This window comes from Burkholderia sp. WSM2230 (assembly GCF_000472445.1).
Classification (GTDB): Bacteria; Pseudomonadota; Gammaproteobacteria; order Burkholderiales; family Burkholderiaceae; genus Paraburkholderia.
Genome location: NZ_AXAJ01000002.1, coordinates 514,764 through 539,932, shown reverse-complemented (window position 1 = coordinate 539,932; position 25,169 = coordinate 514,764). Strand labels below are relative to the sequence as shown.

The following is a 25,169-nucleotide window of genomic DNA, read 5'->3' as shown; positions in this document are numbered from 1 at the left end:
GCTGTTTTGCGCGGGCGTTGTGGCTAGTGCTCAGCCAGTGTGTGGCCGTGTGTTGCCGCCTGTCAGCTTGCGTACGCCACGAACGGCGCCTGGGTGCCGCCATTCGACTTCAGGTCGAAGCCGTGATACACGTGGCGCCCGTAGAAGAACGGCAAACCGAGGTCGAACGCGGCGAGGCCGCCGAGCTGGCCGGCGAGGTCGTTGAACGCGTAGTTGCTGCCGCTATTGAACAGCGTAGACGCACTCATGATGCCGATATTGGCCGTCGCCTTGTTGGCGCCGGTCGCGTCGACCAGCGTAATGGAGCGGGTCTGCGGCGTGGACGGGCAATAGAAGCCCGAAAGGTTGCTGCCGCACAGCGTGATGGAGCTGTCGTTGAAGAAATAGCCGTTCGAGCCCGAATCCAGGAACGCCGTGATCGTGCTGCCGTTGAACACGCTGTTGGTCAGGTCGCCAGAGCCGTTGGTGGTGAAGGTCTGCGCGGACCCGAGCCCATTGTTCGACTGCGTGCCGATGCCGAAGACCAGTGTGCCGGTGGCCGACGCCGCGCCGTTATTGCCGATGGGCGGCATCTGCACGATCACGCCGTTGTTGTCGACCGGGAACTTCGCGACCGGGTTGGCCACCTGGCTCGCGAGCGGAACCGTCGCGCGCGTGCAGGAGGTGCCGCCCGGGCATGAGAAGTAATTGCTGTAGGTCGCCGCGGTCGACGCGTTCGCGCAGGTCGAGCCGCAATCATAAAGCGCCGTCCCGATGCCGATAATGCCGTTCGCGCCCAGATCGCTCGGCGTGTTCTCTGCCGAGCCGCTGCCGCAACCCGTCGACGGTGTCGTGCTCGCGGCCTTGTCGCCGATGATCTGCAACGGCACAGCCGCAGTCGTGGTTTCGCCGCCGATCGTCACGGTCGCGGTACGCACGGTGCCCCACGTGTAGCCGTCCGCGAAAGTTGCACATTCGGCGAGCTGGCCGCCGGTCGTCGACGTGCTGACGGGCAATGCGCCCTGCATCGTCGAATTGAGCGCCGAGTTGGCGATACGCAGCCCGAACGAGCCCGTGTCCACCTGAATGTTGTCGATGGTCTGGCAAGTCGTGGTGTTGGGCACGCAGACCGTCACGCTGATCGTGGGAATGTTGATGACGCCCGTGACGCCGCGGCCAACCGTGATTGCGACCGTGTTCGCGGCGGTCGCGGCAATCGGCTGCTGCGTCGGGCTCGCCGGCAGTGAGCCGCTCGAGGAACTGCCGCTGGTCGACCCGCTCGTGGAGCCGCTGGTGGAGCTGGAGCCGCCGCTGTCGCCGCCACCGCCGCCGCACGCGGCAAGCGCCGACACGAGCACGACGGTTGCCGCAACCTGCGTCCAGTCCTTGAGTTTCTTTGCAATCTGCATGGTGTGCATCGTTCGTCCTCGCCGTTACTGAATGTCGGAGCCGCTGACGCCCGCGGGCAGCGCGGGCGGCAGCCACGCGCGGCCGCTGAAAGCGCCCATATGGCCGCCGGACTGCACGACGAGGCTGCTCTGGTCGACCGAGACAGGCCCGCGTGCGCCGCCGCGCGCCGCGCGCGCAGCCTTCACGCCCGCGACATACTGCGGAAAGTAACTGCCGAGCATTTCATTCAGATCGGGCATTTGCGGGCCGTTCCACGCGATGCCGAACACGCTGCCGTCAGCGGCCAGATACTCGCGCACCACCGTGCCGTTGCCGAGCGTGGTTTGACGAACGGTGTACGCGGCCGTGGCCGAAGCCGAAGACGCAGCACCGGATGCCGAGCGCACCACCGCGCTCGAAGGATGCAGGGTGCGCGACGAAACCGATGCGTCTGCGGGCGGCGTCATGGGCGCGCCGCCGAGCGCCGCGTGAGCGGACTGCATAGCTGAAAACGAACCTGGCAATACAAAGGGCAACACAAGCGCCGTAACCCGACCGGCGCGGCGTACGTGACTCCACATTTCGACATTCCTCCCTGGCTGCCGCGCGGCCCGCACAGAGTGCTGACCGGCTGCATGTAGGCAAATCATAGGACACCGAGCGGGCCGCATTGCGGAGGAAAACGTGGTTGCGCAAGCCCCCGGTGATAACGTTCACCTTCTGCCGCGCCGCTCGTTGACCTTGTAGTATGCCTGCAGTTTGTGTCATAGACAGCACGGCGCCCGGGAGCGCCACTTGCTACGCACCCTGATTCGGCCGCGCGCCGCAAGGACGCGGCCCGCTCAGAAACCGAGGCTGGCGAGCAGGTCGTCGACCTGCGATTGATCCTGCATCACGTCCGTTTTGCCTTCCGGATTGATCTGCGGGCCGTTCAGCAGATGCTCGGGGCTGCCGGTCGGCGACACTTCCGCCACCAGCGCGGCGGCGTGCGCGGCAAACTGCTCGCGCCGCTCGAGCGCAATGTTCTCGACCAGCACGCCAAGCAATTGCTGCTCGATCAGATACACGACATCGGTGATTTTCTTGATCACCTGGCCGGTCAGATCCTGGAAGTCCTGCGCGAGCATGATCTCCATGAGCTGCGAATTGGTCGCGGTGGTCGCCGCGGGCACGCCGCGCAGGAACTCGCGCGTGTCGTTCATCAGCGCGCGCACTTCCGCGCGCTCGATCGGCGCCGCATACCATTGCTCCCAACGCGCGTCGAGTTCGCCGGCGTCTTTCTGCAACTGCTCCTGAATGGGCTTCGCGATGTCGATCGAGGAGAGCACGCGCTCGGCGGCCTGCTCGGTCATGTTCGCGATGTACTTCAGACGGTCGCGTGCATCGGGTACGGCTTCCGCCGCGCGCTCGACATGCTTGTCGAGCCCGAGCTCGCGCATCGAATCACGCAGCGTGCGTGTCAGTTGTCCAATGCGGGCGAGAATGCGGTCTGACGCGAAGTCGCCGCTCTCGTTGACCGCTTCGGTGCTAGGCGCTTCGGTCGGCAGGTTCACATCAGCTCCCGGTTTTGGCCATCTTCTCGAGAATCTTGTTGAGCTTCTCGTCCAGCGTCGCAGCCGTGAACGGCTTCACGACATAACCGCTCGCGCCCGCCTGAGCCGCCGCGATGATGTTCTCCTTCTTGGACTCGGCCGTCACCATCAGCACCGGCAGGTGCTTGAGGTTCGCGTCGGCGCGGATTTCCTTGAGCATCGCGAGGCCGTCGAGGTTCGGCATGTTCCAGTCGGAGATCACGAAGTCATACGTGCCGCCGCGCAGACGCGCGAGACCGGCCTGGCCGTCTTCGGCTTCGTCGACGTTGCCGTAGCCCAGCTCTTTCAGAAGGTTGCGAACGATCCGGCGCATCGTCGGAAAGTCGTCCACCACCAGAAACTTCATTGCCTTATCCATTTGATTCCCTTTACTTGATTCACGGTGCGGCGTATGACCGCTTCAATCCGAATGGCGCATCATACGCGCTGAACCCGATCGCCCATCGACGCAAGACGCGCCATCACGCGCCGGCTCATGTCCGGCAGCGACGCGATTTCGTCGGCCGCGCCAAGCGCAATCGCCTCGCGCGGCATGCCGAACACGATACAGCTCGCCTCGTCCTGCGCAAGGGTGTAAGCCCCTGCCTTTTTCATGTCCAGCAGACCCGCGGCGCCGTCGCGCCCCATGCCGGTCAGGATCACTCCGACCGCATTCTTGCCCGCGTGCTGCGCGGCCGAGCGGAACAGCACGTCAACCGACGGACGATGCCGGTTCACCGGCGGATCGTCCGACAGATGCGCGATGTAGTTCGCGCCGCTGCGGGCAAGCAGCAGGTGAGCGTGGCCGGGCGCGATATACGCATGTCCCGGCAGCACGCGTTCGCCGTGCTCTGCTTCTTTAACGGTAATCCGGCACAAACCATTGAGGCGTTGCGCAAAAGATTTTGTGAAACCGGGCGGCATGTGTTGCGCGATCAGCACGGCGGGCGCGTCCGGCGGCAGCGGCACGAGCACTTCGCGGATGGCTTCCGTGCCGCCCGTCGAGGCGCCGACGATGATCAGCTTCTCGGTACTCAAGAGCGGATTGTTGAAGAGCGGCGCCGCGCTCACGGGCGCGTGCGCGCCGGCTGCGGGCGCATGCTGCACAGGCGCCGCCTGGCGCACGCGCGCGCGCGCCGCCGCGCGAATCTTGTCCGCGAGCTTTTCCGAATAGTCGAGCATGCCGTCGCGAATACCGACCTTCGGCTTGGTGACGAAATCCACCGCGCCGAGTTCGAGCGCACGCAGCGTGATTTCATTGCCGCGCTCGGTCAGGGACGACACCATCACGACCGGCATGGGCCGCAGGCGCATCAGCTTCTCGAGAAAGTCGAGGCCGTCCATGCGCGGCATTTCGACGTCGAGCGTCAACACGTCCGGGTTGTGCTGCTTGATGAGCTCACGCGCCACAAGCGGGTCGGGCGCGGTCGCGACGACGGTCATGTCCGGCTGGCCATTGATGATCTCGGTCATCAGGCTGCGGATCAGCGCCGAATCGTCGACACACAGTACTTTGATCTTTTGCACAGCGCTCACGCCTCCTCTGCGGTTCTGGCGTTGTTTGAATTGATGGGGCGCGGGGTCGAGCCGAACAGTTCGATGCGCGACTTCGCGGTGCCCGCGGTCGCGCTGCCTGCCGCGCCGCTCGAGCCGCTCGTGCCGCCATTCGCGGCGCCGCCCGTCGAGCCGAATAGCTCCACCTTCGGCCTCGCCGCGCCAGTGGAGGAACCGAACAGTTCCACCTTTGGCCGCGCGGCCGCCGGAGCGGCGAACAGTTCGACCCGCTTTCTCGCGGCGGCAAGCCGCTCGGCGCGCGCTTCGGCGCTCTGGCGCACAAGCGCCTGTTCGCGCTCGGCGACGCCCGGGTCCTGCTGCAAGCGCAGCTTCTTCACCATCACCTGCCCCGTGCGCGGCATGAACGCAACCTTGCGCGGGTGCGAGCCCTGCAAATCTTCAGCGACAATGCGGATCTTTTCGAGCGCGAGATAGCGGCGCACGAATTCTGAGTTGCGGTCGCCAATGTTGATGGTCGTCATGCCCGCGAGCACCGCGCCGCCGCCGAACACCTTTGCTTCGAAACGGTCGCGCCGGCCGCCGGCCTTGATCAGTTCGTTGATCAGCACTTCCATCGCGTAGGCACCGTAGCGCATCGAATCGGATGCGGGCTGGCCGACTTCGGCGCCGTCGTCGGGCAACATGAAGTGATTCATCCCGCCGATGCCGGCCGTGCGGTCCTGAATGCAGGCCGCGACACACGAGCCCAGCACGGTGACGAGCACCATGTCGTCGTGCGTGGTGTAGAACTCGTTCGGCAACAGCTTCACGCCGGGGCGCTGGAAGTGGTTGTCGTAGTAGAGATTGGTTGCGATAGGCAAGGCGCTGCTCATACCGTCACCCCGCTCGTGGACGGGCTGCTCGCACTCGCCGCTGCACGTGCCGGCGCGCGTGCGCCGGCGGCGTCGCGCGTCAGTTCGTAGACGGTCTGGCCGCGCAGCCTGAACGCCTGCGTCACGTACGTGAAGTTTTCCGAATGACCGGCGAACAGCAGGCCGCCCGACTTCATCAGCGGCTCGAAGCGCGCGAGCACCTGCGCTTGCGTCGGCTTGTCGAAATAGATCATCACGTTGCGGCAGAAGATCGCGTCGAACTGCGTGCGCAACTGGTAGTCGCGGTCGGTGAGGTTCAGTTGCTCGAACCGCACCATCGCGCGAACTTGCGGGCGCACCTTGACCATGCCCGCATGCGGACCCGTGCCCTTCAGAAAAAAGCGTTTGAGCCGCTCGGGCGACAAGTGCTTCACCTGGTCGAATTGATACATGCCTGCTTCGGCCTTGGCGAGCACCTGCGTGTCGATGTCGGTGGCGAGCACCGTGGCCTGGCGCGCGGCGCTTTCGCCGAGCGCTTCGATCAGCGTCATCGCGATCGAATACGGTTCTTCGCCGGTCGAAGCCGCCGAGCACCAGACGGAAACCGGCTGCGCGCGGCGCGTCACGAAGTCGGACAGAATCGGAAAGTGGTGCGCCTCGCGAAAGAACGCGGTCAGGTTCGTGGTCAGCGCATTGGTGAACGCTTCCCACTCGGCAGGATCGTTCTCTGCTTCGAGCAGGTCGAGATACTGCCTGAACGAATCGAGGCCGCGGGCGCGCAGCCGGCGCGCAAGGCGGCTATACGCCATGTCGCGCTTGTGATCGGAGAGGGAAATGCCGGCGCTGCGGTGAATCAGTTCGCGAATGCGGGTGAAATCCGCGGACGTGAATTCGAAATCACGTCCCTGTTCGCCAGATCTGATCGGGTCCGCCCGGTCGGTACGTTGCTGTGCGCGCGTTGCCATCATGAAAGTTCCTGCCTGCGATACGAGCCATCACGCCTGCCCGACGGAAACGCCGGCGAGCAAGGGATTGTTTGCGCGGGGTCGCGCCCGCCCGCACGTTGCACCACCATGCAGCCGGCCCGCGACACGCCGCTCAGACGTGCTTCGATGATTCGCGCCACGAGCCGCGAGATACCGAATGACTGCATGTTTCATCGTCATGTTCAAAAGGTTTCCCAGTCCGCGTCCGAGCCCGCCGAGCTCACGCTCGCCGCTGCCGGACGTGCGGCCGGTTCATATGCCGCGCGCGGCGCCTTCGGCTTCAATGCCGGTTCGACGCGCCCGGCGCCTGCTTCGTGGTTGCCTGAAGCCGGTGCGGCGCTGCTCGCCGGTGTTGCGTGAGCCGTCGCGTTGGGTGTTGCACGAGCCGTTGCATGAGCCGTCGCGTTGGCCGTTGCCGCGTGGGCTGCCGGCGCGCTGGGTGCCGGCTGCGCGGGGCGCGGCGCGGCCTTCGCAGCCGGCTTGCTGTTGCCGGCGCCTGCACGCGCCTTCACTTGCGGCACGGTCGGCGCGTTGAAACCGCGCGCCGCGCTGCTCGCGACCTTCCAGCCGCTCAGCACTGCTTGCAACTGACGCGTCTGGTCTTCGAGCGACGCTGCTGCAGCCGCGGCTTCTTCGACGAGCGCGGCGTTCTGCTGCGTCACTTCGTCCATTTGCACGACGGCGCGATTGACCTGCTCGATGCCTCCCGATTGCTCCTCGGAAGCCGCGCTGATCTCGCCCATGATGTCCGTCACGCGGCGCACGGCCTGCACGATCTCGTCCATCGTGGTGCCCGCGCGTCCGACGAGCGCCGAGCCGCTTTGCACCTTGTCGGCGGAGTCGCCGATCAGCTCCTTGATTTCCTTCGCGGCGCTCGCGCTGCGTTGAGCAAGGCTGCGCACTTCGCCCGCGACGACCGCGAAGCCGCGGCCCTGTTCTCCGGCGCGCGCCGCTTCGACTGCCGCGTTGAGCGCGAGAATGTTGGTCTGGAACGCAATGCCTTCGATCACGCCGATGATGTCTACGACCTTGTTCGAGCTGCTCGCAATGTCCTGCATCGTCGTGACGACCTGGCTCACCACGTCGCCGCCGCGGGTCGCGATGTCGGACGCGTTCACCGCAAGCTGGCTCGCCTGGCGCGCGTTCTCGGCGTTCTGCCGCACGGTGCCCGTGAGTTGTTCCATGCTCTGCGCGGTCTGCTGCAGCGAGGCGGCCTGCTCCTCCGTGCGCTGCGACAGATCGGTGTTGCCCATTGCGATTTCGCGCGCGCCGGTGTCGATCGACTCGGTGCTGCTGCGCACCGCCGTGACCATCGACGCCATGCTTTCCTGCATCCGCTTGATGCCGGCGAACAGGCGGCCGATTTCATTGCGGCTGCGCACCTCGATCGTTTCCGACAGATCGCCCGCAGCGATCCGCTCGAAGCATGCGGTGGCGTCCTGCAGCGGCTGAATGATCAGGCCGCGCAGCGCGAAGCGCAGGCCGATCACGAGCAGCAGCGAGAGTGCGGCGAAGGCGATGATGAGCGTCGTCATCAGCGTGATGCTCGACTGCGCGTCTGCCTGCTGATCCACGGCTTGTTGCTGCAGGCTCTTGATTACCACCGAAGCCGCGTTGTCGTAGGAGACGAACATCGGGCTAATTTTCGTATCGGCGATCGCGTGATACGCAGCGGTATCGTTGGCGCGCAACGCGGCGAATTCGGGCTCCAAAGCGTCGCGCACGAGCGAAGTGCGACGTGCGAGCAATTCGTCCATCTGTGCCTGTTCGACGCCGGTCTTCGGCGCGTCGAGATAGGTCTGCCAGTTCTTGTTGCTGAACCCGTACAACTCGACCGCGCGGTCCAGAACCTTCTTCGCCGTTTCAGTGTCGCCCGCGGCGGTGAGCGCCGTGACACGATCCAGCGAGACACGCGAGCGCAGCAGATAGGCGGAAGCGTCGTCGAGCGAGTGAATTGCCACCAGATCGCCGCGCGCGATACGGTCGAGCGAACGGCTCGCGCTGCCCAGCGCCGTCAGCCCAAGCACGCCGACCACCATGGTCAGCGCGACGAGAATGATCCCCACTAGCGTGAGCGATGTGCGAATCGACCACCTGCTTAGCATCTCAGTGCTCCCTATCCCAAACTTTTCTGAACGCCGCGGCCGTTACACGCCGAGCGTTTCGATGAGCGCCATTTCGCGGCTCGTCATCAGCTTCTCGATGTCCATCAGAATCAGCATGCGGCCGTCGACGGTGCCGAGGCCCGTCAGATACTCGGTCGTCAGCGTCGCGCCGAATTCCGGCGCGGGCATGATCTGGTCGACGGCGAGCGTCAACACGTCGGACACGCCGTCCACCACCATGCCGACCACGCGATGCGCGACGTTCAGGATGATCACGACGGTCTGGTGGTCGTACTCGACGCGGCCCAGATGAAACTTGATGCGCATGTCGACGATCGGCACGATGATGCCGCGCAGATTGATCACGCCCTTGATGAACTCGGGCGCATTGGCGATGCGCGTCACGTTGTCGTAGCCGCGGATTTCCTGCACCTTGAGAATGTCGATGCCGTACTCTTCGGCACCGAGCGTGAAGACGAGGAATTCCTGACCGCCGGCGTCGGCCTGCTGCGCGTCGCGGCGACCATTCGTCGCGTTCGCGACGCTCGAATTGATGGATTGAACTTCTGCCACGTTAGCCCCCAAACGGTTGGGATAAATCAGGTTGAATGAGTGTTGCTGCGAATGTCGCGGACATCATGCGAGGCTCATTGCGCCATGCGCGTTGCGCGACTCGCGGTTCAGCGCCGCGACGTCCACGATCAGCGCGACGCTGCCGTCGCCCAGAATGGTCGCGGCGGAAATGCCGTGTACCTTGCGGTAATTCGTTTCCAGGTTCTTCACGACGACCTGCTGCTGCCCCACCAGCTCGTCGATCAGCATCGCAAAGCGGCGCCCCTCGGTCTGCATGATGGTGACGATGCCTTGCGTCGGCTCCTGCTTCGCGTCTTCGACGTTGAATATTTCGTGCAGCGCGACGAGCGGCAGGTATTCGCCGCGCACGCGCACCACGCGCTCGCCGTTGGCGACCGTGTAGATGTCCTCGGCTTGCGGCTGCAGCGACTCCATCACGAAGTTCAGCGGCAGAATGAAGATCTCGTTGCCGACCTTGACCGACATGCCGTCGAGAATCGCCAGCGTGAGCGGCAGGATGATGCGCGTCGTGCTGCCCTTGCCGGCCTGCGACGTGATTTCGACGTGACCGCCCATCGACTGGATGTTGCGCTTCACCACGTCCATGCCGACGCCGCGGCCCGACACGTCCGTGACCTGCTCCGCCGTCGAGAAACCCGGCAGGAAGATGAGGTTCCAGACTTCGTCGTCGGTCATGCTTTCGCTGACCTGCATGCCCTGCTTGGCTGCCTTCGCGAGAATCTTGTCGCGGCGCAGGCCGGCGCCGTCGTCGCTCACTTCAATGACGATGTTGCCGCCATGATGTGCCGCCGAGAGAACCAGCTGGCCGGTCGCGTCCTTGCCCGCCGCGCGCCGAACTTCCACGGTTTCGATGCCGTGGTCGAGACTGTTGCGCACGAGGTGGGTCAGCGGGTCGATGATCCGCTCGATCAGGCTCTTGTCGAGTTCGGTCGCCTGACCGAAGGTGACGAGTTCCACTTCCTTGCCGAGTTTCGCCGCGAGATCGCGCACGAGACGCGGGAAGCGGCTGAACACGTAATCCATCGGCATCATGCGGATCGACATGACGGCTTCCTGCAGATCGCGCGCGTTGCGCTCGAGCTGCGCCATGCCGTTGAAGAGCCGGTCGTGCAGCGCCGGGTCGAACGTGCTGGTGGTTTCCGCGAGCATGGCCTGCGTGATCACCAGTTCGCCGACCAGGTTGATCAGCTGATCGACCTTTTCGACGCCGACGCGAATCGAGCTGCCTTCGCCGCCGCCTGCTGCCGCTGCCGGACGTGCAGCCTTGCGGTCGGAATCCGCCGCGGCCGATGCAGCAGACGCAGCAGCTGCAGCCGGTGCGGCTGCGGGCGCGGCGGCCGGTGCGCTGGCTGCCGCAGCCGGAGCGGCGGCGGCAACAGGAGCCGCGGGCCTGGCAGGCTCGGCGGCGCTTTGCGCCGGGGCGGCGGGCGCTTCGGTATGAGTGGCGGCCGAAGCCGCCGGTACTGCTTGCGCCGGAGACGGTTGCTCAGCGTCGGGCGTTCCAGGTTCGCCTTGCTGAGCACCGTCCGCCGGTGCGGTTCCGCGGCTGATCGCGATCTGACTTTCATCGATCACGAAGCAGCACACGGCGATAATGTCGTCGGACGTGACATCGGTCTGAAGCCACAGCGTCAGACTGCCGCCGCTCTTGACCTGCCCGACGATGTTGCCCAGGTTGCCCAGCTCTTCGGCCAGCAGTTCCTGGTCCTTCTCATCAACGCCCCGTAGCGTAATTTTCAGATGCGGGCCGGCGGCATCGTTCGCATCGCCGGCTCCGTGGGCTTCGCCGGTCTCTGCCGGTTCGCCGTCATTCCATTCGCCCGCTGCCTGCACCGCCTGTTCGACGACGTGCTCCGGCGGGCTGCCTTCTTCAACTGTTGCGAGTGCCTCGACCGGCGCGCTCACCGCTGCCTGCGCTGCTTCAACCGGCGCGGCCGCGGCCGGCGCGGCAACACCGCGGCTTTCCGCGTGCAGCTGCTCGAGCTTCGCGCAGATCGCCTTCGCGACTGCGGCGTCGGGCTCGGCGCTCGCGCGATAGTCGGCGAGTTGGCCGGACAGCACGTCCTTGGTTTCGAGGAACGTGTCGATCATGTCCTTGCGCAGCACGAGTTCGTTGTTGCGCGCACGATCGAGCAGCGATTCGAGGATGTGGGTCGTCTCCGTCAGCGCGGTAAAGCCGAACGTCGCCGCGCCGCCCTTGATCGAATGCGCAGCGCGGAAAATCGCCGCAAGGTCTTCGGGGTCCGGATGCGCGACGTCCAGATTGAGCAGCAACTGCTCCATCTGCGCGAGCAGTTCGTCCGCTTCGTCGAAGAACGTCTGATAGAACTGAGTGATGTCGAGTGTCATGCCTGGGTCACCGCGAGAGTTCCTGTCTAGGCCTGGGCTACCTTGCCGCAGCGTCGAGAGCGTCTATAACTTGTCTGGGTTGATGCTTTAAGCGCAATCTGGCTCGGCCAACGCCGCCACCAGTTCGGTCAGCAGATCGGGGTCGAGCGGCTTTTCGATCCAGCCAGTCGCGCCTGCTTCACGCGCCGCGGCCTTGAAAGGCTCGCCCGATTCCGTCGTCAGGACGAGGATGGGCGTCTCCGTGTAAGCCGGATTGCTGCGCAGTTCGGCGATCAGATCGAGGCCTGTCTTGCCCGGCATGTGCTGATCGGTCAGCACCAGGTCGAAGCGCACGGCGAGCGCGTTTTCGAGCCCTTCCGCGCCATCCGCCGCGAGCGTCACCTCATAGCCGGCCGCCGTCAGCGTCGCGGAAAGAATCTGCCGCATCGATGCCGAATCGTCGATTGCCAGGATATGCCTGATCATGAAAACCTCGTTGCTCTTACGCTTTGCGGCGCCTCGCCGGCCGCGCCGCCGTGGCGCGGGACGGCAAGGCGACCGCCATTCTGTTACTGAGCCGCCGGCGTCGCCGCCGGTACCTTCGGCGCGGCCGTCACGGGCGGCGCCAGTCTTTGCAGCAGCGGCTTCGAGCCGGCTGCGTCGTCCGACAAGGTCGTCGTGGTCGAGTCGTCATGATTGAGCGCCTCCTCCGACTTCCTGTTCAGCACGATGATGCTGATGCGGCGGTTTTCCGGATCCATCGGGTCCGCCTTGTTCAGGTTCTGCGTGGACGCAAGACCGAGCACGCGCATCACCTTTGCTTCGTCCATGCCCCCGGCGATCAGCTCGCGACGCGACGCATTCGCGCGGTCCGCGGACAGTTCCCAGTTGCTGTAGCCCTTCTCGCCACCCGCGTACTGCACGGCGTCGGTGTGTCCCTGCACGATGATGCGGTTCGGCACATCGTTCAGCGTGTGGCCGATCTCGCGCAGAATGTCGCGCATGTACGGCTCCACCTGGTCTCTCGCCGTCGCGAACATCGGCCGCTTCTGCGAGTCGACAATCTCGATGCGCAAGCCTGTCAGCGTCGAGTCGATACGGATCTGCTGCTTGAACTGGCGCAGCACCGGATTCGCTTCGATCGCGGCCATCAGCTTCACCTGCAGGTCGTGCAGGCGGACCTGCTCGCGACGCTCCAGTTCGCCCTGCAACTGCTTCATCGAGTCTTCGCTGCTGTGCGAGACCGTGCGCTCGGCGCGATTGTTCGTGCCGTCCGTTGCGCGCGTCACGCCCTGCGCGTCGGTCGAGATATCGCGGCCGCCGCCCTTCAGAATGCTCGAATCTTCCGCGCTGCGGTCGCCGCCCCACAACGTGATCTTCAACGGCTGGTTGAAGTAATCCGCAATGCCCTTCAACTGCACCGTGGACGCCGAGCTCAGCAGCCACATCAGCAGGAAGAACGCCATCATCGCGGTCATGAAGTCCGCGTACGCGAGCTTCCACGCGCCGCCGTGGTGGCCGGACTTCTTCGGCGCAGCGCGCTTGACGACAATGGCGCGGTCTTTGTCCTTGCTCATCGGTTCGGTCCCGGCGTCCTTACTTGGCCTTTACGCGGCGCACGTGCTCTTCGAGCTCCGCGAACGACGGACGCTCGGTCGAGAACAGCACCTTGCGGCCGAACTCGACGGCAATTGCCGGCGCGTAGCCGTTCAGGCTCGCGAGAATCGTCACCTTGATGCACTGGAACATCTTGGTCGATTCGGTCACGCGCTGTTCGGCGACGCTCGCGAGCGGCCCAATCAGCCCGTACGAAAGCAGAATGCCGAGGAAGGTGCCGACCAGCGCCTGCGCGATCATTTCGCCGAGCACTGCGGGCGGCTTGTCGGCGGATGCCATGGTGTGCACCACGCCCATCACCGCGGCCACGATACCGAACGCCGGCATGGCGTCGCCGACCTTGGTCAGCGCATGCGCGGGCGCTTCGCCTTCCTGGTGATGCGTTTCGATCTCTTCGTCCATCAGACTTTCGATCTCGAACGCATTCATGTTGCCGCCCACCATGAGCCGCAGGTAGTCGGTCAGAAACTCGATGATGTGGTGGTCGGCCAGAATCTTCGGATACTGCGTGAAGATCGGGCTCTTCGACGGATCGTCGATATCCGCCTCGAGCGTGAGCGTGCCTTCCTTGCGCGCCTTGGCGAGCAGGACGTAGAGGAGCGCCATCAGCTCCATATAGACGTCCTTGTTGTACTTCGCGCCCTTGAACAGGGTCGGAATGACGCGCAGCGTTGCCTTGATCGTCTTCATCCCGTTGCCGAGGATGAACGCGCCGACGCCTGCGCCGACGATCATCAGCACTTCAACGGGCTGCAACAGCGCGCCGAGATGGCCGCCTTCCAGCGCGTAACCGCCGAAAACGGACAAAAGCGTCACGAGTGTTCCCACGAAAATCAGCACTGCCGAGCCCTCACAAAGAAGCGACGGTGACCGTCGTTAAACTGGTTTACGGCAACGGGACAGAAAACTTTGGCGGAAAAGCGGCTGGTCGCGCCGGTGTAAACCAGAGGCGCGGCCAAGCGGCGAAACAGCGGCTGTGCGAGGCGCGGCACGCCGGTGAGCCGGGCGCAAAGGCCCGCCGGACGGGCAGGAGCCGGCCGCCGTGCGGCGGCCGCAGCGCTCGAGGCTAGACGGGGAGCGCGAGGAGGCTCTCGCGGGCGCGGGCGTCGGCGACTTTCTTTGTCTTACCGGCGCGCGAGGGCGGCTGGCACAGCCCGCACACGAAGCCATGCTTCGGGTCATGCGCGTGTGCGACAAAATGCCCGCCGCAGCGGCAGCAGGGCGTGATCTGCAGCATCCCCGAGTCGAAGAAGCGCACCAGCGTCCATGCGCGGGTGAGGCTGAGCACGGGCTCGTCGTCGTGCAACTGGACGTGCTCGAGGTAGAGCCGGTAGCTCTTCACGATCGACTGGATCGTCGCGCAGCGGCCGTGATCGGCCATGAAACGGTAGATGTTGTAAAACAGCGAGGAGTGAAAGTTCGGCTGCCAGGTCATGAACCAGTCGGTCGAAAACGGCAGCATGCCCTTGGGCGGCGAAACCCCTTTCAGCTCCTTGTACAGCTTGATGAGCCGGTCGCGCGACAGGCTGGTTTCCGCTTCGAGCAGTTGCAGACGCGCGCCGAGTTCGATCAGTTCGATGGCCAGGGTAATTTCCTTGACTTCGAGCACCACACTTTTATATGCCATCCTGCTTAGGCCCCCGTCCCGATTGCCTTACCCAGGCCGCAAAACGTCATCAGCCCAGCTGCTCGACGGGCTGGCTTGCCATCAGGATCGCGGAATGCGCCTGTGCGACGGCGCTGGACTTGCCCTTATCCGCGAGCGCGGAGAGCACGGCGTGATCGTCGAAACGGAAACGGCACAGCACCTGATTGGACGCCGCTAGCTTGACGGTCTGCGCCAACGAGAGATTGGCGAGCACATCGGCTAGCTGGTCCGAAATCCCCATGCGAAACATGCCCATCGGCTTGTCTTCGCGAAGCAGGCGCTGCGCGAGCAGGAGATAAGACAGGTTGACTTCTCTGATCTCAGTGAGCATTTCGCTTGTCGCGCTCATGATTCCCCCGGGGTGTATCTGGCTGGTCAGGCCGTTGCGGAAACGTTTGCTCGAACGCGCGCACTTAAACGCACGAATCGGCTCGTCTCTGGTCTTGCGAGCATTGTCGCGAAAGGGGGAGGGAAACAAAATCGGACAGACACCCAAGATGTTTGACGGATTTATCCGTCATTCATGTAGGTCTTTTTCCTACATTGCTGGATTCTGAAGAGGAAGGAGAGATGGCCCGGGAGTCGCGATGTGACTTGCTATGCGCGCTGTAATGGGCCCGGCCCCAGTGTACTAAACGGTGAGTTTCCGTGCACTGCGGCTCGCACCGTGCAAAGGTGAGCGGAATTATAAGACGTTTTCACCACTGCGTAATATTTTGTGCGAAGGGCCGGGCTCGGCGCTTGCTACAAGGAAGCGCGGCATTTTCACGCTGCTCGCCGGAACTGGGCTGGAAATGGCGGCAAAGCGCCTGTGGGCGGGCGTTCATGCGTGTAACGGTCCGTGTTTCGCGCTGTAACAACATTAAGCGTTTGAAAAATGACTCGAATCGGCGCGCCCGATCCCGATAATGAAGCTAAGGGATAACCCGATACGGATTCGGAGCACCCCCGGGCGGCGGCTAACCGCGCCCAACCGTCCGTCAGGCATTCGCTCCCCGCTCTGTCCGAGCGCTGCTGTGCGAAGCCGTATCCAACAGGAGAAACGCATGCGAATCGCACAAATTGCGCCGTTGTATGAAGCAGTCCCGCCGAAACTATACGGTGGCACCGAACGTGTCGTGTCCTACCTGACCGAATCCCTGGTCGCAGAGGGCCATGACGTCACGCTGTTTGCGAGCGGCGACTCGGTGACTTCCGCAAAGCTCGACGCGTGCTGGCCTCGTGCGCTGCGGCTCGACCCGACGATTCGCGACGCGCTGGCCCCGCACGTCCTGATGATGGAAAAGGTGCGCCGGGTCGCGCACGAATTCGACGTGCTGCACTTTCACCTCGACTACATGCCGTTCCCGCTGTTCTCGACCATGGACACACCGTTCGTGACCACGCTGCATGGCCGCCTCGACCTGCCGGAGTTGCAGCCGGTTTTCGACGCGTTCCCCGGCGCGCCGGTCATCTCGATTTCCGACTCGCAGCGCGTGCCACTGCCGCAGGCGAATTTCCTGAACACGATCTATCACGGTCTCCCGGAACAGCTGCTGACGCCCCAGGCGGACAAGAAGCCGGAGTATCTCGCTTTCCTCGGCCGCATCTGCCCTGAAAAGCGCGTCGACACCGCCATCAAGATTGCGGCGCAAAGCGGCTTGCCGCTCAAGATCGCCGCCAAGGTGGACAAGGCCGACCAGGACTATTTCAAACGCGAGATCGAGCCGCTGCTGTCGCAGGCACATGTGGAGTTCGTCGGCGAAATCAATGAGGCGCAGAAGCCCGAGTTTCTGTCGGGAGCCAAGGCGCTGCTCTTCCCGATCGACTGGTCCGAGCCGTTCGGCCTTGTCATGATCGAGTCGATGGCGTGCGGCACGCCGGTGATTGCCTTCAACCGCGGTTCGGTGCCGGAGGTGATCGACCATGGCGTGACCGGCTATATCGTCGAGGACGTGCAGGGCGCCGTGGCTGCGCTGCAACGTCTGGATGAGCTGTCACGCACCGAAATCCGGGCCCAGTTCGAGCGCCGCTTCAGCTCGAAGACGATGGCGCGCAACTATGTGGACGCGTATTCGGCGCTGATCGAGGCCGCGCGCCGGCCGATTCTTCGCCAGGTCGCGGTGGGTTAAGAACGGTGAGTGCCGCGCGACTCCTTTGCGTGCGGCGCTTTAAACGGTCGGCGGCCAGTTGCGATGCACCCCGATTTGCCACATGCGCTTTCCGATTCTCGCACCGCAGCCGCACATTTTTTCTATGTGAATCGTTTGCGCGAACAGTAGTGCCGACTAATCGCGCTCCTTTTATAGAAAAGCCGCCCTTGCGAGGCGGCTTTTTTAATGGCGGCCGGGACGCGCTTGCCTGTCCGATTAGCACAGTGAAGTAAACGCGAACTCGAGATCGTCCTTCAATTCGCTTTCGCGCTGCTCGCGAACCGCTCAGCTCGCGCCAATCAAAAAACGTTCACGGTTCTTGCCGACGATCCACTTGGGCGGTTTGCCACGGCCGCTCCAGGTATTACCCGTTTTCGGGTCCTGATATTTAGCCGGAAGCGGCGCCTTCTTGGGCGGACGGCCCCGCTTGGCGGCGACTGCGAAGCCAAGGTCCTGAGCAGTCAGACCGTATTCGGCGATTTTTTGGCGGATGTCGGCTACTACATTGTCGATTTCCGTGCGGCGGGCTTCTTCTGCTTGTGCCTGCAATTTGGCGATCTGCGCCTTGAGATCTGCATATTGAGACATTCCGGTTCTCCCCTTTAGAACTCATTCGACTCGCAGACTAACTGCAATTATAAAAATTCGCAATGGATAAGAATACGGATTTAGGAAGATATCTTCTGATAATTATTAAACATGGCTGAATTGCAAAACGGTTTATCCCGGAATAAACGGTAAAGCCTGCCGGCATTGACAATTCTTGACACTCGATTGGCCACTCTTTCCCTAGAATTGATGTTCACTTGCCCGCGTCGACACCGGCCGCGTGCAGGCTCCGTGCTTCCAAAGCATTCAACTATTTTAGGATTACCAATCATGCAGTTGTCAAAGCGCCTTGCCGCCGAGTTGTTCGGCACTTTCTGGCTCGTGCTCGGGGGCTGCGGCAGCGCGGTTCTCGCCGCCAACTTTGCTGGTCCGGTGCATGGTCTCGGCATTGGCTTCGTCGGCGTGTCGCTCGCTTTCGGCCTCACCGTGCTGACCATGGCCTATGCGATCGGCCATATCTCCGGCTGTCATCTGAACCCGGCGGTCAGCGTCGGCCTGACGGTGGCCGGGCGCTTTCCCGCTCGCGATCTGCTGCCGTACATCGTCGCGCAGGTCGTCGGCGCGGTGCTGGGCGCCGCGGTGCTGGCGCTAATCGCGTCGGGCAAGCCCGGCTTCGAACTGGTTGCAAGCGGTTTTGCCAGCAACGGTTACGGCGAACGCTCGCCGGGTCATTACTCGCTCGTCGCGGCGTTCGTCTGCGAGGTGGTCATGACCGGCTTCTTCCTGTTCGTCATTCTGGGCGCGACGGACAAGCGCGCGCCGGCCGGTTTCGCGCCCATTGCCATCGGCCTTTGTCTGACGCTGATTCACCTGGTTTCCATTCCGGTCACGAATACGTCGGTGAACCCCGCGCGTTCCACGGGTCCGGCGCTCTTCGTAGGCGGCGCTGCGGTGGATCAATTGTGGCTCTTCTGGGTCGCGCCGATCATCGGTGCCGTGATCGCAGGCGTGCTCTATCCGCTGATCGCGGAAAACCGCGGCGGCAGCACGCAGAAGCTGGCGCTCGACTAATTGCGATTGGTCGGTTGTAGCAGGCAAGCGGGCGCTGCGGCGCCCGCTTTGTTTTTCGCGCGGGCCCTGGATCATGCGCCGGTCGGCCTCGGTTGCTCGTAAACCTTGCGTCGGCATAATCGGGCTACGCGACATGTCTGCAAGGCGTCACATGCCGCCTCGCTACGCATTCGATTTGATTAATTCCGTTATACAGGTGTAAGCCGCGATTACGCGTGGCGCGCCTGTGCGCTCCTTCCGCTCAGCAACGTCAACGCGGGTCGTGCGCCGCCCAATGGCCACGCAGCTTGCTGTCACAGGCTGTGCGCGACTAGCGCCTAACGAGGCGCGGCACACGGCGCAAACGCCGCCACATTCCCACCTCGCGACGATGCTTGCAGTCCGTAACATCTGGTCGCAGTACCCGCCGGCGGGAATGCGTAGATTGGACTTGTGCGACATGCATACGTCGCCTAACAAGCAAGCCTCTTGCAGGAGAAAAACATGAAACGCATCGTCACTCATTTGCTGGTTGCCGCTGGCCTTGCAGCAGGCGCATGCGGTGTCGCGCAAGCGCACACGGACCTCAATATCGGCCTGTCGCTCGGAACGCCGGTCTACATGCAGCCCGCGCCTGTCTATGCAGCACCGCAACCGGTGTACTACGGTAACGGCGGTTGGGGGCATCGCTACGACCGTGGCGACTACTATCGGGGCGGCCCCCGCTACGAGCGCGGCTGGGACAGGGATAACCGCCATTGGGGTTATGACGACCGCGGCGGTCACGGCGGTCACGGCGGTCACGGCGAGCGTCGCGGCGGATGGCGCGATTGATTCCCTGCCGGGGAGAAGCGCAGCCTGATAAAACGGCGCCTTTACCGAGCCAAGCGGCCCGCATCTGCAAAAGCAGACGCGGGCCGCTTAAGCTCTGAGGCTCGACGCCTCGGACGATGAGGCCATCAGGCCATCAGTTCGTCGTCGAGTGAAAAGAGCTTGCGCAAGTGGTGCGCGACGCCTGCTTCGAAGTTGTTGCCGATGCGCGGCACATTGGGCAGCCGCGTCATCAGGTCCGGGTTCGCGTTGTTCATCATGAACGGATGGCCCGCGGTTTCGAGCAGGTCGATATCGTTCATGTTGTCTCCGAAAGCCACGCAGTGGCCGGCGTCCACGCCGACGCGCGCGAGCACGATCTGCAACGCGCGCCCCTTCGACACATTGGACGTCATCACCTCGAGGCAATCCGGCAGCGAGTACGTTACATAGAGTGCGTCGCCGAATTCGCGCGCCAGGTTCGCGGCCACCTGCGCGAGATCAGCCGGGTCGCCGATGTAGAGCACCTTGGCGATGTCCACGCCGTCATGCGCGAGCAGCTCGGCCACCTCGTAGGCAAAGCCGGAATCCTGGTGAAACTTGAGCAGATGCGGCGCGTCGCGGTCGATCAGCCACGCGTCGTCGGCAAACAGGTTGACTATCACGCGTCCATGCGCGCCGACAATTTCCGGCTGCACGAGGCGCTGGACGATAGCGGGCGGCAGGTCGTCCGCATGGATCACGGTGTTGTCGGGCGCATGGATGCGCGCGCCGTTCGACGTGATCAGATACGGCTTGATGCCGAGAATGTCGCGAATACCGGCGACATCGCAAAAATGCCGGCCCGTGGCAATCACGAATTGCACGCCGTCACTTTCGAGCTTGCGCACGGTGGCGACCGTGAACGGGTCGACCTGGTGGTCGGCATTGAGCAGCGTGCCGTCTAGATCCGTGGCGATGACTTTGTACATGGTGAGGTGGCGGGCAAGGTCGGAGGCCGTATTTTACCGTCGATGGCGAAACTGGCCGGAACGCTTCTCGCCCCCGATCCGCGCGACTTCACGCTGCGCCAACTGCAAAGCGCCGTGTGCGGAATCTGCCAAAGGCTCGCGCAAGCGCGGCTGACAGGCTTGCGGCACGTACTCGCGCAACGACGCCGCCAGGCCGCCGCACAAAGCAACAGGCAGCGTCGCCGAGGGATCGAGCGCCGTGATCATCTTGCCGATTTCCAGGCCCGCCTCGCCAAGCAGCCGCGCGGCAAACGGATGGGCGCGATGCGCGATCACGATCTTCGCAAGGCTCGCGTACGCCGTCTGATTGGCCTCGCACAGCCACACGACGAGCCCGTCGCGATCTTGCGCGCCGACGTGTGCGAGCAGTGCCTGCGCGAAGTCGTCGTTGGGGCCGCGTCCGTCGAGCGCGTGCTGTGCGTGGACAATGGCTCGCACGCCGAGCCAGGCTCCGCTCGCTTCGTCGCCCGACGGAAAACCGTAGCCGCTGACAGTCCGGCATTCCCCGTCGTCGCGGTCTGCCGCCGCCGCGATGCTGCCTGTGCCGAGCGCCACGATCACCCCATAGGCACCGCCGTGGGCACCAAGCAGCGTCGTGTACGCGTCGCTTTCGACAGCAAGCCCCGCCAGCGCGGGCGCTTGCGCGCGAAACGCCGCCAACCACTCGCGATTATTTACGCCCGCGAGACCGCAACCGAGCGCACAGCGCGACCAGTCGAACGCTGCGCCGGCCCGCTGGAATGCGTCCGCGCAGGCCGTCGCGATGGCCTGCCACGCGCGTTCGACGCCGAGCCCGAGGCCCGACGGCCCGCTCGTCGCCTGCGCCAGCTCGCGCCCCCGCGCGTCGGCCAGCACGATTCGCGTGCCGGTGCCGCCGCCGTCGACGCCGATCAGAAAGAGGTCCGTGTTCATGGATTGAAATGCGTTTCCTGGGAAATGTGCACAGCGTGGCAGGTCCTTTCCGGTCGCGCAATTGGCCGAATGGCCAGCTTGCGGGCCGCGCGCGTTCCGCTATGCTGGCGAGCGACATCACAACGGGGAGCGCTGAAGTGACACAGCGATGCAACTGGGTATCGAGCGAAGCGCTCGCACATTATCACGACACCGAATGGGGCGTACCGTCCCGCGACGACCAGCATCTCTTCGAAATGCTAGTGCTTGAAGGCGCGCAAGCCGGGCTGTCATGGTCGACCATTCTGAACAAGCGAGCCGGCTACCGGCGCGCATTTGCCGATTTCGATATCGATAAGGTCGCGCGCTTCACGCCGAGGCAAGTCGAAACCCTCGTCGCGGACGAAAGCATCGTGCGCCATCGCGGCAAGATTGAAGCCGCCATCACCAATGCGCGCGCCGTGCAGCAGATTCAGGCGGAACACGGGTCGTTCGCCAACTTCATATGGTCGTTCGTCGACAACACGCCGATCCAGAACGAATGGGCGTCGTACAAGGAAGCCCCCGCCGCGACGGAAGTGTCGGATGCGCTCAGCAAAGCGCTGAAGCGCTACGGCTGCAAGTTCGTGGGCTCGACCATCTGCTATGCGTTCATGCAGGCGGTCGGCATGGTCAACGACCACGAGACGACCTGCATGTGCCGGGCACGCTGTGCGGCACTCGGCAAGAAGACGCGCACACGCAAAGGGGGTTGAGCCGGTTGAGCCGGGTCAGCTGGGTCAGCTGGGTCAGCCGGATGAGCGCGGTTGTCAGACGGGCGGCTGATACGGTTTGCGTCGGCTTCGAGCCCCCGCTTGTTCGCCGGATCCTGGCGCGGCAGTCCAGAACGGCTATCCGGTAAAGCCCTGCTGCGCTTACCGCGCTTGCTGGCCGTTATACAGATCAGGAGCGCCGATCAGCAGTTGCGGGGTGCGGCCAATGCGAGCGCCATGCGTTCCCTGCCGCCAGCCTGCGCAAGACGCGCCGCAAGCTCGCGGACAAATCCCGGAATTAAGGGCATTTCGCCATGCTAGTCGGGATTTCGCCAGCGAACGCAAGCGCGATACTGGGATCAGGCGCTCAACAACGAGTAACGACCGCGTGGCATAGCGAGACCATCATGAAAACTCTCACCTTCCTCACCCATCAGGCCATTTTCGACCAGGCCGTCAGCCATCTTTTCGGCCAGAAGCGCGCCGCTCTTCTGCCGCGCGGAGGCGGCGCTTACCGCGGCTACTGCGGCGGCTGTCCGGTCGGCAATTTCATCAAGCTGCGCGACTACATGACGGCCATGGAAGGCGTGCCGGTGCGCTATGTCGGCAAGACGCCCGTCGCGGCGCCGGCTTACATGGACGCCGGCATCGCCGCACTGCGCAAGGCGCTGCTGCGTTCGCGCATCAATGTGTACGACCAGGCCACCGTCGATCTGCTCAGCTGCCTGCAAAACGTGCACGACGTATTCGGCACTTGGGAATGGAACGAGCGCCTGAACTCGATTGCGCGCCAGTTCGGTCTGTCGGCGGATCTGTTGAAAAGCGCGGCTTAACGATACCCGCGGCGCGGCACCGTCCGCGCAAACCCAGCGGGAGATTCCCGCCTATAAAGCAAAACGGCGATGTGGCTTCTTTCGAAGCTCACACCGCCGTTCTGTTGGTGCTGAAAAAGCGTGCTTAGTGCAGCTTCTTCGGCAGCATCTGGCTGCGCAGGCGCTTGTGCAGGCGCTTCACAGCAGCAGCCTTCTTGCGCTTACGTGCCGTGGTCGGCTTTTCGTACGATTGGCGCTCACGCAGTTCTGCGATCAGGCCGTTCTTTTCGATTGCGCGACGAAAGCGGCGAATCGCCACTTCGAACGGCTCGTTTTCCTTCAGAAGAATCGTCGTCATGTAATTCCTAACTCAATCACTTGATACGGGTTAATTGCGTGGCGGGAGACCGCTCACGCGCCGGCCCTCCGGTCGTTTCGATTCATGGCCAGTAACAGGCAAACGCGGGAAGAACCCGGCCAAACCACGAATGAAACGAGAGGCAAAGCGGCCACGGAGGCCGGAAAAGAGAGGTGTGGAGCTCACCGCGGAACGCGGACAGACGTATTGCAAAGCCGCGCCTGCTGCCGTTTCGCCAACCTTTCACCAACGAAAAACCGATGACGAAACAGGCAAAGATCTCAATTCACTCCCGATGATATCAGGAAACTCTCCATCCTACCAGGGGTTTAGGGTTTGCGCCAGGCCGTCCTCGGCAATTCGGGCGCTCGCGGCGTCCAGTTCGCGGAAGTCCGCGCCCCTCAGCGTCAGATGAACGGCGGCCACGACGACCTCCAGCTGTTGCAGCGACGCGACTCCGGCTGCAATAACGGGTACGCGGGCAGCCCGTGCCGGCGAGACACTTCCAGCGCCTCCTCCGCGCGCGCCGCTGTTGTTCGACGCGCCGATCACCCGCACCTTGCCCGCCTCGATCAGCCCCTGGTAGGCGCCGAGCGTCCCGGCAGGCGGCGTCGCGGTGTCGTCGTCGTGGGAAAAGTGGATGTCATTAGCGGGGCGACTTGCAATGCGGAATGTCCAATGCGGCGCTTTTGCATAATTTCTCCCCCGCATTATCTCAAGAGAAAAAGAGAATACACCGCCTTTTCATATCTCGCAGCGCCCTTGCCTGCCGGCCGCAAACCCTTGTGCGGCGCAGGTCGCGGGCGGTATCAGGCGAGCCGCTCAGGTCACGGCGACAGAAAGTCCCTCAAGTTTTTTTTAGGGCCGCCGTCAACCTTCACTGAGGCGGCCAGCAATGAACGAAGCTTCCGCCGATGCCAATGTGGCGTATTGGGCTCAGGCTTATTTAGGAGATTTTCCATGCTCGGAATCAATAGCAATATCAACTCGCTGGTTGCACAGCAGAACCTCAACGGCTCGCAAAGCGCCCTGTCGCAAGCTATCACCCGTCTGTCGTCGGGCAAGCGCATCAACAGCGCGGCTGACGATGCAGCAGGTCTCGCAATCTCGACCCGTATGCAAACCCAGATCAACGGTCTGGGCCAAGGCGTGTCGAACGCGAACGACGGCGTGTCGCTGATCCAGACGGCGTCGAGCGCGCTGTCCTCGCTGACGTCCAGCCTGCAACGTATCCGTACGCTGGCTGTGCAGGCTTCGACCGGCACGATGTCGTCGTCGGACCAGGCAGCGCTGCAAAAAGAAGTTGCGCAGCAAATCCAGGAAGTGAACCGTATCGCGTCGCAAACGACGTACAACGGCACGAACATTCTGGACGGCTCCGCAGGTATCGTCGGCTTCCAGGTTGGCGCGAACGTCGGTCAGACGATCAACCTCGACCTGTCGAAGAGCATGTCCGCAGCTAGCCTCGGCAGCGGTTCGCTGGCAACCGGCCAACTGGCTGGCACGATCAGCGGCCTCGACATCGACGCATCGACCGGTGCAGCAGCAACGGCCGGCGCAACGGGCGCAACGATCACCTCGATCAACGTTCTGTCCGACGGCCACGGCGGCTTCACGTTCACCGACCAGAACGGTTCGGCAATCAACGCAACGGTTGCTGGCTCGATCTTCTCGACGGGTACGTCGACGGGCGCAACGACGACTTCGCCGATCACCACGCTGACGATGTCGACGGGCGCATACGACACGACGAACGCAGCACTGACGACGTCGATCACCAACGCAACGGCACAGATCGGTGCGGTCAACGCGTCCAACACCACCGTTGCAAGCCTCGACATCAGCACGGTCAGCGGCGCGAACGTGGCGATGGTCGCAATCGACAACGCACTGACCGCAGTGAGCAACCTGCAGGCAAGCCTCGGTGCAGCACAGAACCGTTTCAGCGCGATCGCAACGTCGCAGCAAGCTGAAGCAACCGACCTGTCGTCGGCACAATCGCAGATCACCGACGCGAACTTCGCGCAGGAAACTGCTAACCTCTCGAAGGCTCAAGTGCTGCAACAAGCTGGTATCTCGGTTCTGGCGCAAGCCAACTCGCAGCCGCAGCAAGTTCTGAAGCTGCTCCAGTAATAGCTTCTGAAGTTTGACCGGACCTCGCGCGTCACCGCGCGTTGTCCGGTTTTTAGTCTTTCGATGGAAGGTTCGCCTTCCATCCTGCA

General features: G+C 63.5%; 25 protein-coding genes and 1 pseudogene. 6 read left to right on the top strand and 20 right to left on the bottom strand.

Going from position 1 to position 25,169, the window contains the following annotated elements:
• Positions 1 to 62 precede the first annotated feature (62 nt).
• The 15 genes from A3AC_RS0107950 to flhD form a co-directional block, all read right to left on the bottom strand.
• On the bottom strand, positions 63 to 1,397 hold the full coding sequence (locus tag A3AC_RS0107950) for a DUF3443 domain-containing protein (RefSeq protein WP_025598232.1): 1,335 nt from the start codon (positions 1,395 to 1,397) through the stop codon (positions 63 to 65).
• A gap of 15 nt (positions 1,398 to 1,412) precedes the next feature.
• Positions 1,413 to 1,949: a DUF2844 domain-containing protein gene (locus A3AC_RS0107945; protein ID WP_025598231.1), complete on the bottom strand. Its 537-nt coding sequence runs from the start codon at positions 1,947 to 1,949 to the stop codon at positions 1,413 to 1,415.
• 261 nt (positions 1,950 to 2,210) lie between these two features.
• Complete coding sequence (gene cheZ, locus A3AC_RS0107940; protein WP_025598230.1) at positions 2,211 to 2,921, bottom strand: protein phosphatase CheZ; 711 nt, start codon at positions 2,919 to 2,921, stop codon at positions 2,211 to 2,213.
• 1 nt (position 2,922) lies between these two features.
• Complete coding sequence (gene cheY / locus A3AC_RS0107935) at positions 2,923 to 3,318, bottom strand: chemotaxis response regulator CheY (RefSeq protein ID WP_006050905.1); 396 nt, start codon at positions 3,316 to 3,318, stop codon at positions 2,923 to 2,925.
• A gap of 59 nt (positions 3,319 to 3,377) precedes the next feature.
• On the bottom strand, positions 3,378 to 4,466 hold the full coding sequence (locus A3AC_RS0107930; protein WP_025598229.1) for a protein-glutamate methylesterase/protein-glutamine glutaminase: 1,089 nt from the start codon (positions 4,464 to 4,466) through the stop codon (positions 3,378 to 3,380).
• Positions 4,467 to 4,471: 5 nt separating this feature from the next.
• Entirely contained in the window at positions 4,472 to 5,326 is an 855-nt protein-coding gene (gene cheD / locus A3AC_RS0107925; RefSeq protein WP_025598228.1) for a chemoreceptor glutamine deamidase CheD, read from the bottom strand.
• A complete protein-coding gene (locus A3AC_RS0107920) occupies positions 5,323 to 6,273 on the bottom strand; it encodes a CheR family methyltransferase (RefSeq protein ID WP_025598227.1) in 951 nt (316 codons plus the stop codon). The genes cheD and A3AC_RS0107920 overlap by 4 nt, the downstream gene beginning before the upstream one ends.
• Positions 6,274 to 6,473: 200 nt before the next feature.
• Complete coding sequence (locus A3AC_RS0107910) at positions 6,474 to 8,396, bottom strand: methyl-accepting chemotaxis protein (RefSeq protein ID WP_025598225.1); 1,923 nt, start codon at positions 8,394 to 8,396, stop codon at positions 6,474 to 6,476.
• 42 nt (positions 8,397 to 8,438) lie between these two features.
• Positions 8,439 to 8,969: a chemotaxis protein CheW gene (locus A3AC_RS0107905; RefSeq protein ID WP_006050900.1), complete on the bottom strand. Its 531-nt coding sequence runs from the start codon at positions 8,967 to 8,969 to the stop codon at positions 8,439 to 8,441.
• Between the two features lie 63 nt (positions 8,970 to 9,032).
• Positions 9,033 to 11,339, bottom strand: a complete 2,307-nt coding sequence (gene cheA / locus A3AC_RS0107900) for a chemotaxis protein CheA (RefSeq protein WP_025598224.1) — start codon at positions 11,337 to 11,339, stop codon at positions 9,033 to 9,035.
• 87 nt (positions 11,340 to 11,426) lie between these two features.
• Entirely contained in the window at positions 11,427 to 11,804 is a 378-nt protein-coding gene (locus A3AC_RS0107895) for a response regulator (protein WP_025598223.1), read from the bottom strand.
• A gap of 83 nt (positions 11,805 to 11,887) precedes the next feature.
• A complete protein-coding gene (gene motB, locus A3AC_RS0107890; RefSeq protein WP_025598222.1) occupies positions 11,888 to 12,895 on the bottom strand; it encodes a flagellar motor protein MotB in 1,008 nt (335 codons plus the stop codon).
• 19 nt (positions 12,896 to 12,914) lie between these two features.
• A complete protein-coding gene (gene motA / locus A3AC_RS0107885; RefSeq protein WP_013340867.1) occupies positions 12,915 to 13,775 on the bottom strand; it encodes a flagellar motor stator protein MotA in 861 nt (286 codons plus the stop codon).
• Between the two features lie 226 nt (positions 13,776 to 14,001).
• Positions 14,002 to 14,562 carry a flagellar transcriptional regulator FlhC gene (gene flhC, locus A3AC_RS0107880; protein ID WP_025598221.1) on the bottom strand — a complete coding sequence of 187 codons (561 nt, stop codon included), beginning with the start codon at positions 14,560 to 14,562 and terminating at the stop codon, positions 14,002 to 14,004.
• A 49-nt stretch (positions 14,563 to 14,611) separates the two neighbouring features.
• Entirely contained in the window at positions 14,612 to 14,932 is a 321-nt protein-coding gene (gene flhD / locus A3AC_RS0107875) for a flagellar transcriptional regulator FlhD (RefSeq protein ID WP_013340869.1), read from the bottom strand.
• Between the two features lie 697 nt (positions 14,933 to 15,629).
• Here flhD and A3AC_RS0107870 point away from each other — a divergent pair.
• Positions 15,630 to 16,694, top strand: coding sequence for a glycosyltransferase family 4 protein (locus A3AC_RS0107870; protein WP_025598220.1), 1,065 nt, complete (start codon positions 15,630 to 15,632; stop codon positions 16,692 to 16,694).
• A 306-nt stretch (positions 16,695 to 17,000) separates the two neighbouring features.
• Here the strand turns inward: A3AC_RS0107870 and A3AC_RS0107865 are convergent, their stop codons facing one another.
• The gene (locus A3AC_RS0107865; protein WP_013340871.1) at positions 17,001 to 17,303 is read right to left on the bottom strand and encodes an H-NS histone family protein; all 303 of its coding nucleotides are present in this window, start codon (positions 17,301 to 17,303) and stop codon (positions 17,001 to 17,003) included.
• Between the two features lie 291 nt (positions 17,304 to 17,594).
• Here A3AC_RS0107865 and aqpZ point away from each other — a divergent pair, with 291 nt between their 5' ends.
• On the top strand, positions 17,595 to 18,335 hold the full coding sequence (gene aqpZ, locus A3AC_RS0107860) for an aquaporin Z (RefSeq protein ID WP_025598217.1): 741 nt from the start codon (positions 17,595 to 17,597) through the stop codon (positions 18,333 to 18,335).
• Positions 18,336 to 18,818: 483 nt separating this feature from the next.
• Positions 18,819 to 19,148, top strand: coding sequence for a PXPV repeat protein (locus A3AC_RS0107855; RefSeq protein WP_025598216.1), 330 nt, complete (start codon positions 18,819 to 18,821; stop codon positions 19,146 to 19,148).
• Positions 19,149 to 19,273: 125 nt separating this feature from the next.
• Here A3AC_RS0107855 and A3AC_RS0107850 read toward each other — a convergent pair whose 3' ends face one another.
• The gene (locus tag A3AC_RS0107850) at positions 19,274 to 20,095 is read right to left on the bottom strand and encodes a Cof-type HAD-IIB family hydrolase (protein ID WP_025598215.1); all 822 of its coding nucleotides are present in this window, start codon (positions 20,093 to 20,095) and stop codon (positions 19,274 to 19,276) included.
• A 33-nt stretch (positions 20,096 to 20,128) separates the two neighbouring features.
• Entirely contained in the window at positions 20,129 to 21,046 is a 918-nt protein-coding gene (locus tag A3AC_RS0107845; protein WP_025598214.1) for a BadF/BadG/BcrA/BcrD ATPase family protein, read from the bottom strand.
• Positions 21,047 to 21,147: 101 nt separating this feature from the next.
• Here A3AC_RS0107845 and A3AC_RS0107840 point away from each other — a divergent pair, with 101 nt between their 5' ends.
• Together A3AC_RS0107840 and A3AC_RS0107835 are read left to right on the top strand one after the other, a co-directional pair.
• Positions 21,148 to 21,780 (top strand): DNA-3-methyladenine glycosylase I, encoded by a 633-nt coding sequence (locus tag A3AC_RS0107840; RefSeq protein WP_051361600.1) that lies wholly within the window; start codon positions 21,148 to 21,150, stop codon positions 21,778 to 21,780.
• 404 nt (positions 21,781 to 22,184) lie between these two features.
• Complete coding sequence (locus A3AC_RS0107835; protein ID WP_025598212.1) at positions 22,185 to 22,610, top strand: hypothetical protein; 426 nt, start codon at positions 22,185 to 22,187, stop codon at positions 22,608 to 22,610.
• Positions 22,611 to 22,734: 124 nt separating this feature from the next.
• On the opposite strand, the gene rpsU is transcribed toward A3AC_RS0107835, so the two are convergent.
• The gene (gene rpsU / locus A3AC_RS0107830) at positions 22,735 to 22,947 is read right to left on the bottom strand and encodes a 30S ribosomal protein S21 (RefSeq protein ID WP_006050883.1); all 213 of its coding nucleotides are present in this window, start codon (positions 22,945 to 22,947) and stop codon (positions 22,735 to 22,737) included.
• Between the two features lie 455 nt (positions 22,948 to 23,402).
• Positions 23,403 to 23,592, bottom strand: a pseudogene (locus tag A3AC_RS30940) (aldo/keto reductase); the annotation flags it as partial.
• A gap of 315 nt (positions 23,593 to 23,907) precedes the next feature.
• Here A3AC_RS30940 and A3AC_RS0107820 point away from each other — a divergent pair.
• Positions 23,908 to 25,080, top strand: coding sequence for a flagellin (locus A3AC_RS0107820; protein ID WP_025598210.1), 1,173 nt, complete (start codon positions 23,908 to 23,910; stop codon positions 25,078 to 25,080).
• Positions 25,081 to 25,169: the final 89 nt, after the last annotated feature.